Genomic DNA, 10569 nt, shown 5'->3' on the forward strand with positions numbered 1-10569 from the left:
ATGGAGCCACTTCTGGCTGACGCCGATCAGGAACAACGGTTGCAGTATCTCAACTTGCTGGCCATGTCGCTGATCGAGCCCGATGAAATTTGGTGGTATTGGGAGCAGGATCGCGGGAGAAAGGTCGTTGGCGGCTAAACGGCGCTATCTGCGTGCGTTCTAACTGGATGGTGCTGGGGTGTTCGGCGTGGGTATTTTTGAATGGGCCAGTACGGGCTGGAAAGGCGCGACGGTGTTTATGGCATAGCACAAACCCGAGAAAGCCAAGCTGGGTTATTTAGATAAACCACATTACGGCAGGCTGTTGTTCAAGAAAAAAACGCGGCCTTTTTAGGGGTCGCGTTTTGTGGATCGGATATTGGGCAGTAGCGCGCAAGGCGCAGTCTGACCGATTCACGCCTTGATTATAAAGGGGGTGGTGCATTATGCAATTTGAGATCGACTTCGAAGCCAGTCATTTAGAACATATTCTGGCAGCCGCCAGGCGTGAGATTGCCTCACCCGAGGGCAAGGAGTGGAAGCCGCTGTCGGCGATGAAGTTGGCCGAGGATAAGCCCAAGGGCGGGCCGCTGAAAAAAACGGCCGGATGTGCGTTCCCCGCACCCGCAGGGACGAACCCAAGGCGGTTAGCCGACCTATTACCCGGTCCTTAAATATCGTCGCTCCCGCGAAGGCAGGAGCCCGGCGGTTATACTGGATTCCCGCCTTCGCGGGAATGACGAATCCAGTGGATTCAAGGGTCGGGTTAATAACTAAACGGCGTCGGGGATAAAACTCCGGCTATGGCTACCGCAAGACGCCCCGGCCCGTCCGTATCCAAGAGAGGAGAAAAACGGCAAGCCAATCCGGCCCGATGGGGTGGCTTCGGCCCGCGCGTTCGGTTCGAGATTGACCGGCGCGAGCCGGGGCCTTTACTATCTGTATCTTCCGCCACACCGCCGGACTTAACTATGGGCCAAGAAACCCGCGCCGCTGCGTATCAGGAAGCCGATTTCGACCGGTTTTGCCGGCGTTTGCAGACCGAGACCGAATTGCTCGGCCGTTTGATCCGCGATAAAGCCTGTGCGGAAGCTGCGCCGGTGGCCGGTTTCGAGATAGAAGCTTGGTTGTTGGACGGCGATATGCGGCCGGCGCCGGCTAACCAGACGTATTTGCAATCCTTCGGTCAGCCGCTGCTGGCCGGTCCGGAGCTGGCCAAGTTCAATATCGAACTGAACACGCCGCCGCAAGCCTTGACCGGTGCTGCGTTCGGCGCGATGCACAAGCAATTGCAACAGACGTGGCAAGACGCGGCCGGGCATGCCCGGCAAATGGATTTGCACCTGTTGGCGATCGGTACGCTGCCGACCTTGGAACAGCGCGATTTGCATCTGGGCAATATGTCGGACATGAACCGTTACCGGGCTTTGAACCAGCAGATTTTGCAAAACCGCGGCCGGCCGATTTGTCTGGATATATGCGGTCACGAGCATCTGAAACTGGAACACCACGACGTGATGCTGGAAGCGGCCACTACCTCGCTGCAGTTGCATATCCAGTGTCCGCTTAGTCAGGCCCACCACATTTACAACGCCTCCATCATCGCCTCGGCGGCGATGGTGGCGCTGGCGGCGAATGCGCCGTATCTGTTCGGCAAGGATTTATGGGCCGAGACCCGGATTCCGATGTTCGAGCAGGCCATCGCTGCCGGCGGTTATAGCGGCGCGGCGGACGGGCCGTTGCACCGGGTCGGTTTCGGTTCGGATTACGCCCGGCACTCGATCCAGGAATGTTTTATCGAGAATTTGCAGCATTTTCCGGTGCTGTTGCCGGAACAATTCGACGATGCGCCGGAAGCGTTTCGCTATCTGCGCCTGCACAACGGTACCATCTGGCGCTGGAACCGGCCGCTGGTGGGGTTCGACGCCGACGGCACGCCGCATATCCGTATCGAACACCGCACGCCGGCAGCGGGGCCGACCGTGATCGATATGGTCGCCAATGCCGCGTTTTTCTATGGGCTGGTGAAAAATCTGGCCGACGAACGGGCGGAGGGCGGGGCGGCATTGCCTTTCGCTCAAGCCAAGGACAATTTCTATCAGGCCGCCCGCCACGGGCTGGATTGCCATGTGGTCTGGTTCGGCAACCGCAAGCAGCGGCTGGCCAAGCTGATCGAACAGGAACTGCTGCCGCGCGCCGGCCTGGGGCTGGACGCGCTCGGCATCCGCAACCGCGACGCGTTGGACTACCTTGGCATCGTCCGCCGCCGTGTCGCCAGCCGGCAGACCGGCAGCCAGTGGCAGCGGCGCTTTATCGAAGCCCATCCCGGCGAATTTAGCGCAATGACGCGGGAGTATTTGCTGCGCCAGCTCGGCGGCGAGCCGGTGTCGGGCTGGGGGCTCTGAGCGCACCCCGCCGAACGGCGCATTGCGGTTGCTCTCGGCCGACTATTCAGGCATGTTGAGTCGCTGAACGGACTTTGGACATCTCGGCCATGCAATCGAACCTCTCCGCACATTCTGTTCTGAAACAATTCGACGTCCTGCCGCCGGGTCTGCTGGACATTCCGGTCGAAGCCCTGCATACCCTGGTGCCGGAACCGGCCTTGTTCCATCTGCCCGGCAAGCGGCCGGAGACACTGTTCGTATCGGTGCTGCTGCACGGCAACGAATCGACCGGCTTTCTGGCCGTGCAACAGTTATTACGCAAATACCAGGGCCAAAGTTTGCCGCGCGGGCTGACCCTGTTTTTTGGGAATACCCAGGCCGCCCGCCACAATCTGCGCCGACTGGACGGCCAGCCCGACTTCAACCGGATCTGGCCGGGTACCGGTCTGGCGCCGTCGCCGGAAACGGCTTGGGCAGCGCAGATTTGCGAAATCATGCGCCGGCGCGGCGTGTTTGCCAGCGTCGACGTGCATAACAATACCGGCCGCAACCCGCATTACGCCTGCATCAACAAACTGGACCGGGAGTTTCTGCATCTGGGGGCCTTGTTCGGCCGTTTGCTGGTCTACTTTACCCACCCCAAAGGCATCCAATCCGGCGCGTTCGCCGAGTTTTGCCCGGCCGTGACGCTGGAATGCGGCCGTCCCGGCCAGCCGCACGGCACCGAACATGCGCTCGAGTTTTTGGATAGCTGTCTGCACTTACACGAATTTCCGGCGCATCCGGTCGCCCGCCAGGATGTGGACATCTACCACACCGTGGCCCAGGTCTGTATCGCCGAGGATGCCAGTTTCAGCTTTACCGAGCGCAGCGCCGATTTGCTGCTTGACAGCGGGTTGGAGCGATTGAACTTCACCGAAATTGCCGCCGGCACCGCGTTCGGCACTAGCTCGACGGCGCGCGTGCCGGTGGTCGCCAGGGATAATGCCGGTATACCGGTCACCGAGCGGTTTTTCGAGATTCGGGACGGGCAGTTGGTGTTGAAGCGGCCGACGATGCCGTCGATGCTGACCTTGGACGAACGGGTGATCCGCCAGGATTGCCTGTGCTACTTGATGGAGCGGCTGCCGCTGGAGGGCGGCTGATTTTGGCGATTGGGCCGAATGGTCTAAGCTTTACGGTTTATGCTGCGGGCCGCTGCCAACCAAAGCTTCGGTTGCGGTTGCAGCGGACCGTCTAACGGGGTAGGGGAGAAAACTGATGTTGAAGTCCTTGGATATATTGCTGGGCTTGTCGGTGGTGATGTTGATCGCCAGCATGGCCGTTACGCTGATCAGCCAGGCCATACTCAAGCTGCTCGCCAGCCGCGGCCGCAACCTGCATCACGGTTTGACCGATCTGCTGGAAGTGCTGGACCCGCGTTTGGCGCGCACCGACGCGGCAGCGATCGCCGGTAAAGTGTTGAGCCAACAGACCATCGGCGGCCGGTTTCGCAGTTGGTTGCCGCCACGTTTGCGGTTTTTGTCCTACGGCGAGGTGATCCACCGCGAAGAATTCGTCAAAAGTCTGCTGGAATTGGCTGCGGCCTACGATGCCGGCATCAAAGCCGAATTCGACCGGGTCAACGCCGAATTGGCGAACGGGGCGATTACCGTCAACGTCGGCTTGGCGGCACTGGAGAACAAGTTGCGCGAGTATCCGGCGTTTTTGAAGAGCCTGGAAGCCGGCCGGCTGATCCAGCAGGTCAAGACCGAACTCGGCGTCAATAAACAAAAGCGGCTTTATCAAAAATTGAAAGGCATCATCGCCAAGCACATCGATTTGGCGGAAAAGCTGGGGCAGGCATTGGGCAACAATGGGGTCGAGAACCCGACCGCGACCCTGAAAAACGTGCGAATGCTGGCGCTGCAATTCGAAAAATCCAATCCGGAACTGGCGCAGGATGTGCGGGAAGCCAACGCCTTGCTGCAAGAGGCCGCCAGCGAGTTTTTGGCGGTGATCCACATGAATTTCGACAATTTGCTGGATCGGGTCGCGGTGCGTTTCTCGTCGACGGCGCGCACGGTCAGCGTATTCAGTGCGGCTTTGCTGGCGTTCGGATTACAACTGGATGCACTCGTCATCATCAACCGCTTGGCCATGGACGAACAAATGCGCAGCGCCTTCGTGCAATTGGCGCCGACCTTTGCCCAGGACGAGACCATCAAAGCCAAGGTGATGGCGGACGCCAAAAGCCAGCCCAAAACCGGAGCAAGCAGTGATGCGTCGGCCGAACCGGTCAAATCCGCCGCCGGTATCGAAACCGAAAAATATTACTTGAACGTGCTGGCCGACCGCGGCCTGATTACCTGGCCCAAGGATTGGCAAGCCTGGCAGGACAATTGGCAGCAGAATGCCAGTGTCCCCGGCGTGGTGTTGTCGATGTTTCTGTTAAGCATGGGCGGGCCGTTTTGGTACAACGTGTTGAGCAAACTGTTGCAGTTGCGTTCCGGTCTGGCGCGCAAGGACGACGAGCAAAAAGCCATCCGTCAAAGCTCCCAGCTTGCCGCGACCGCAGATGCGCTGTCGCCGACGGCCGCCAACCCGTTGCAGGGCGAGCGCGGCGATTTGAAGGCGTTGGGCTGAGGAGGGCGGTATGCAAATCGACTGGATAGGCTGCGCCGCCGACAATTTCCGCCCCGGTCGGCCCGGCGGATTCAAGCCGGATGTGATCGTGTTGCACAGCGTCGCCGATCTGGCCCAGGCCGAAACCGGTTATCGCAGCGGCGGCAGCTTGGTCTCGACCCACTACGCGATTGCCGGCGACGGCCGGGTCCGGCAGTACGTCGACGAGAAAGACACCGCTTTTCACGCCGGCTTGGTGGTCAACCCCAGCGCGGCCTTGGTCCAACAGCGGCCGAACAGCAACCCGAACTATTATTCGATCGGCATCGTGGTGGAGATGGCCGCTGGCCAAGGCTTCCCGGCCGGGCAGCAGGCGGTTTGCGCCCGGCTGTTGCGCGAGATTGCCGACCGCTGGCGCATCGAGCTGGATACCGAGCACGTACTGCTGCACAGTGCCATCCGGGCCTCGGCGGCTTGTCCGGCGACGGCGTTGAATCTGACCGAACTGCTGGCGGCAGCGGTACCGGAACCTGAGTTTGCCGGCCTGAGCGGCAAGCAAATCGGCCTGCTGGTTAATGTCAAATTGCGGGAAAGCCCGGCCTTGAGCGGCGCGCTGGTCAAAGTATTGCCGGCCGGCAGCCGGGTGGAGATCAGTGGCTTTGCGGTTGGCGAAACGGTATCCGGCAATAGTTTCTGGTATCGCGATTTGGATGGGCATTTTTTCTGGGCCGGCGCCAGCGAACGGCCCAATCCGCGGGCGCTGTTGGCTACCGATCCGGCCGGACTCAGCACCGATACGATGCCGCCAGCGGCAACAGTAAGTGCCGCACCGGCGTTGGCGATCAACCGCAGCCGCTTCCGGTTGCCGGCCGGGCAATATTACAGCGACCGGCCGCACAAGGATTTGATCGTGCTGCATTTTACCGCCGGCTCCAGCGCCAAATCGGCCTTCGATACCTGGAACGGCGACGCCGGCCGTATCGGCGCGGCCTATCTGGTGGATGTGGACGGTACGGTGTACGAAGTATTCGACCCGGCGCAATGGGCCTACCATCTTGGAGTCCAGGGCAGCGGCGGTCGCCACGACAAACGCTCGATCGCGATCGAAATCGCCAACGTCGGCCCGTTACGGCCGGCGGCGGATAATCCGGATAGTTTGAACTGGTGGCCGCCGAAGCGGGGCGACACCGCGCCGTTCGGCACCCGCTACTGCGAACTGAGCCAGACCGAAAAATATCGGAAACTAAGCTTCCGCGGCGAGCATTATTTCGCCACCTTTCCGGCCGGGCAAACCGAATCGATTCGGCTGTTGTTGCAGGACTTGTGCGCCCGCTTCAATATCCCGCGCACCTTGCCGCCGACGGCGAAACAATTCGAACGCGATCCGGATTTCTTCCAGAACTACAGCGGCATCGCCAGCCACATCAATTTTCGGCAGGATAAATGGGATATCGGGCCGGCCTTCGATTGGCCGGCCTTGCAAATCCCGAATGCCTGAGGCGGTTTAACCTGGGTTTGCGCCGGCTCAGGCTGCGGCCAGCATGCCTTGGCGGACGATGAAGTCGATAATCCGCTCCAGGCCGTGGCCGGTTTTGATGTTGCTGAACACGAATGGCCGCTCGCCGCGCATCTTTTTCGCATCCCGGTCCATCACGTCCAGCGACGCGCCGACATAAGGTGCCAAGTCGATCTTGTTAATCACCAGCAAATCCGATTTGGTGATGCCGGGACCGCCCTTGCGCGGAATCTTGTCGCCGGCCGAGACGTCGATCACGTAAAGCGTCAGATCGGCCAGTTCCGGGCTGAAGGTGGCGCTGAGATTGTCGCCGCCGCTTTCCACCAACACAAAGTCCAGTTCCGGGAAACGCTCGCACAACTCGTCCACCGCCGCCAGATTCATCGATGCGTCCTCCCTAATCGCGGTATGCGGGCAGCCGCCAGTTTCCACGCCCAGAATTCGCTCTTCCGGCAAGGCCTGGCTACGGATCAAAAACTGCTGGTCTTCGCGGGTGTAAATGTCGTTGGTGACGACGCCGATTTGGTAATCGTCGCGCATGCGTTTACACAAGGCATCCACCAGCGCGGTTTTGCCGGAGCCTACCGGGCCGCCGACGCCGATTCTCAATACGTGTTTGTCGTTCATGTTTTCTCCAGTAGTCCGGATGCCATCCGGGGTTAAGGTTGCTCAAACCTCGATTGCGCTTGCGCTGCATCGAGGCATTATTGTTATTTCACGATCGGAACAGCCGCGAATACTGCATCTCATGCCGGCTGCTGGCCAGGGCCAGCCCGAAACAACTGCCGCCGATCTGGTCGTCGGTCATGGTCAGGGTTTGCCCAACCAAAGCCGGCAATTCGCCGGCTAGACGCTGCAATAACTGTTGCCCGGCGACTTGCCCCAGCGGCACCAATTTGATCGCGCCCAGCACCTGGTTTTCCAGCCAGCCCCACAGGTAACCGCTCACCGCGTCCGCCTTGTCGATTTGCCAACGCACCGCCGCCAAGCCAAACAAGGTCGCCAGCGTCGCGTCCGGCCGTTTCTGCCAAGCCTGCGCTTCCGGCATGTCCAGATTGACTAACAAACGCGCCAAGGCTTGGCCGGTCTGCTTGTCCTCGGCGCGCAATTCGGCGGTTTCGCGATAGGCATTGAGAGTCTGGCTCCAGTGCTCGACGGCTTGCATATCGTCAGCTTGCCAGGCGTCGTACAACCGCGCCAGCAGCGGCGCATCGACCTTGCCCAAAGCGTTGTGCAGCAAACCGCGCAGCCAGTCGCCGGTTTGCTCGGCGTTGGTCACCCAACCGTCCTGCACCGCAGTTTCCAGCCCCTGCGAATAGCTGTACATGCCAATCGGCAAACTGGGGCTGACCAGTTGTAACAGCCGCAGCAACGACAGATTAGTGACCATGGCTGTGGTACGCGCCGGCTTCCGGTTCGAAGGGCAGGGTGTGATGCTCGACGGTCAAGCCTAAACCAATCAGCATTTGATCCAACACGTGGTCGGTCAGAAAGCGCAGTTCGTCCGGCAGAATTTGCAGGGCGATGTGGCGGTTGCCGAGGTGGTAGCAGGCGCGGGCAAACAACAGCGGGTCGCTGCATTTGACGACCGATAATTGTTCCGGCGCCGCATCGACGCGCACTTTAAAGCCTTGGCCGTTGGTCAGGATTGCGCCGTGTTTCAGGGTTTGGCCCCTTGGCAGGAACACGCCGACTTGGATGCCGCCTTTGGTAGTCGCCGGTTGGCGAGATTTTTGGCGGGCATCGTAAGGCAGGGTCAGGGTGTCGTCGGGCTGGTCTTCGGTGTTGGTGGTTTCGGTGAGTTTTAGCATTGTTTTATTTTATGTAGGTTGGGTTTACCCGAAGGGCATAAAAGGCGATAGCGGTAACCCAACACGATGGCTTTTGGATTATTTGATGTCTTTTGGTTTTGTTGTGTCGCGGCAGCGGCACAAAATCAAAAGCTAGCGCTTTCGAGCACTTCGATTCCCAAGCCGGAGATTGGGAACCAGTCCGAATCAAAACAAAAAGTACCGCTGCGCCATCGGCAACACCACCGCCGGCTCGCAGGTCAACAACACCCCATCCGCCTTGACCTGATAGGTCTGCGGACAAACCTCCATCACCGGTTGGTAATCATTCAACTTCATATCCGATTTGCCGATGTTCCGTGTATTCCGAACCGTGCCCACCCGCTTTTGCAAACCCAATTGTCCCGCCACGCCGGCAGAGACGGCGGCTTGCGGCAGGAAGATCATCGAGGTATTGGCGGCGGTGCGGCCAAAACTGCCGAACATCGGCCGGTAATGCACTGGTTGCGGGGTGGGGATGGAGGCATTGGCGTCGCCCATCGGTGCGGCGGCGATCAGGCCGCCTTTGATAACCAGGCTGGGTTTGACGCCGAAAAAAGCCGGTTGCCACAGCACCAGATCGGCCAGTTTGCCGGCTTCGATGGAGCCCACTTCGTGACTGATGCCGTGGCTGATGGCTGGGTTGATGGTGTATTTGGCGATGTAGCGTTTGATGCGTTGGTTGTCGCTGGTGGCCGGGTCGCCGGCCAGCGCGCCGCGTTGCACCTTCATTTTGTGCGCGGTCTGCCAAGTGCGGATCACCACTTCGCCGACCCGGCCCATGGCTTGCGAATCCGAGGAAATCATCGAAAACGCGCCCAGGTCGTGCAGGATGTCTTCGGCAGCGATGGTTTCGCGGCGGATGCGCGATTCGGCGAAAGCCACGTCTTCCGGGATGCTGGGGTCGAGGTGGTGGCAAACCATCAGCATGTCCAGATGCTCGTCGACGGTGTTGATCGTGTAGGGCCGGGTCGGGTTGGTCGACGACGGCAGCACGTTGTTCAGGCCGCAGGCTTTGATGATATCCGGGGCGTGGCCGCCGCCGGCGCCTTCGGTGTGGTAAGTGTGGATGGTGCGTCCCTTGAAGGCGGCGATGGTGTCTTCCACGAAACCGGATTCATTCAGCGTGTCGGTGTGAATGGCAATCTGCACATCGAAACGCTCGGCCACGCTTAGGCAACAATCGATCGCCGCCGGCGTGGTGCCCCAGTCTTCGTGCAGTTTCAAGCCCATCACCCCGGCCTGGATTTGCTCATCCAAGGCGCCGGGCAGGCTGGCGTTGCCCTTGCCGAGCAAACCAAAGTTCATCGGCAAACCGTCCAGCGCTGTCAGCATTTGTTGGATATGCCACGGCCCCGGTGTGCAGGTGGTGGCGTTGGTGCCGGTGGCTGGGCCGGTGCCGCCACCGACCATCGTCGTCACGCCGGAACACAGCGCTTCTTCGATCTGCTGTGGGCAGATGAAATGGATGTGGGCGTCGATGCCGCCGGCAGTGAGAATCTGGCCTTCGCCGGCAATGACTTCGGTGCCGGGGCCGACGATGATGTCGACGCCGGGCTGAATGTCGGGATTGCCGGCCTTACCGATCTTGAAAATCCGCCCCTGTTTGATACCAACGTCGGCCTTGACGATACCCCAGTAATCGATGACCAGCGCATTGGTAATCACCAAGTCCACCGCCTTGTCGTTGCCCACCTGACTTTGGCCCATGCCGTCGCGGATCACCTTGCCGCCGCCGAATTTCACCTCGTCGCCGTAGACGGTGTAATCGGCTTCCACTTCCAGAATCAAATCGGTGTCGGCCAGCCGTAGCCGGTCGCCGGTGGTGGGGCCGAACATGTCGGCATAGGCTTGTCTGCTGATTTTGCTCATGCGCTTTTCTCCAACGGGCCCATCACTTCGCCGCGAAAGCCATAGACTTTACGTTCGCCGGCAAACGCCACCAACTGCACCTCGCGCTGTTGGCCTGGCTCGAAACGCACGGCGGTGCCGGCCGGAATATCCAGTCGAAAGCCCAAAGCCACGCTACGGTCGAAATGCAAAGCCGGGTTGGTTTCGTAAAAATGGTAATGCGAGCCGACCTGAATCGGCCGGTCGCCGCTATTGGCGACCAGGACTTTAACGGTGGCGCGGCCGGCGTTGAGTTCGATGTCGCCAGCGGCGGGGAAGATTTCTCCGGGGATCATGGGGGCTCCTGTTAAATTTGGTTTTCCGCGTGGGCACGATAAATCGTGTCCACCCTTATATCTCGATT

11 protein-coding genes are annotated in these 10569 nt (G+C 60.1%); 6 read left to right on the top strand and 5 right to left on the bottom strand.

Annotated elements, in window-relative coordinates; all coding sequences use genetic code 11:
* From C2U68_RS21870 to C2U68_RS20845, 6 genes are all read left to right on the top strand, one after another.
* Window positions 1-138, top strand: a complete 138-nt coding sequence (locus tag C2U68_RS21870) for a PBECR2 nuclease fold domain-containing protein (protein ID WP_186289698.1) — start codon at window positions 1-3, stop codon at window positions 136-138.
* A gap of 287 nt (window positions 139-425) precedes the next feature.
* The gene (locus tag C2U68_RS20825) at window positions 426-653 is read left to right on the top strand and encodes a hypothetical protein (protein WP_140914394.1); all 228 of its coding nucleotides are present in this window, start codon (window positions 426-428) and stop codon (window positions 651-653) included.
* Between the two features lie 297 nt (window positions 654-950).
* Window positions 951-2384, top strand: a complete 1434-nt coding sequence (locus C2U68_RS20830) for a glutamate--cysteine ligase (protein ID WP_140914395.1) — start codon at window positions 951-953, stop codon at window positions 2382-2384.
* Window positions 2385-2473: 89 nt separating this feature from the next.
* Window positions 2474-3511, top strand: coding sequence for a M14 family metallopeptidase (locus C2U68_RS20835; protein WP_140914396.1), 1038 nt, complete (start codon window positions 2474-2476; stop codon window positions 3509-3511).
* Window positions 3512-3626: 115 nt separating this feature from the next.
* Entirely contained in the window at window positions 3627-4991 is a 1365-nt protein-coding gene (locus C2U68_RS20840; RefSeq protein WP_140914397.1) for a hypothetical protein, read from the top strand.
* Between the two features lie 10 nt (window positions 4992-5001).
* Window positions 5002-6468, top strand: a complete 1467-nt coding sequence (locus C2U68_RS20845; RefSeq protein ID WP_140914398.1) for an N-acetylmuramoyl-L-alanine amidase — start codon at window positions 5002-5004, stop codon at window positions 6466-6468.
* A gap of 27 nt (window positions 6469-6495) precedes the next feature.
* Here the strand turns inward: C2U68_RS20845 and ureG are convergent, their stop codons facing one another.
* From ureG to C2U68_RS20870, 5 genes are all read right to left on the bottom strand, one after another.
* Entirely contained in the window at window positions 6496-7113 is a 618-nt protein-coding gene (ureG, locus tag C2U68_RS20850) for an urease accessory protein UreG (protein WP_140914399.1), read from the bottom strand.
* Between the two features lie 88 nt (window positions 7114-7201).
* Complete coding sequence (locus C2U68_RS20855) at window positions 7202-7876, bottom strand: urease accessory protein UreF (protein WP_140914400.1); 675 nt, start codon at window positions 7874-7876, stop codon at window positions 7202-7204.
* Window positions 7866-8297, bottom strand: a complete 432-nt coding sequence (gene ureE / locus C2U68_RS20860) for an urease accessory protein UreE (protein WP_140914401.1) — start codon at window positions 8295-8297, stop codon at window positions 7866-7868. Before ureE ends, C2U68_RS20855 begins: the two co-directional genes overlap by 11 nt.
* A gap of 186 nt (window positions 8298-8483) precedes the next feature.
* Window positions 8484-10187 (bottom strand): urease subunit alpha, encoded by a 1704-nt coding sequence (gene ureC / locus C2U68_RS20865; RefSeq protein ID WP_140914402.1) that lies wholly within the window; start codon window positions 10185-10187, stop codon window positions 8484-8486.
* A complete protein-coding gene (locus tag C2U68_RS20870) occupies window positions 10184-10501 on the bottom strand; it encodes an urease subunit beta (RefSeq protein WP_140914403.1) in 318 nt (105 codons plus the stop codon). Before C2U68_RS20870 ends, ureC begins: the two co-directional genes overlap by 4 nt.
* Window positions 10502-10569 lie beyond the last annotated feature (68 nt).

The sequence above is a fragment of the Methylomonas koyamae genome (genome assembly GCF_006483455.1).
GTDB classification, from domain to species: domain Bacteria; phylum Pseudomonadota; class Gammaproteobacteria; order Methylococcales; family Methylomonadaceae; genus Methylomonas; species Methylomonas koyamae_B.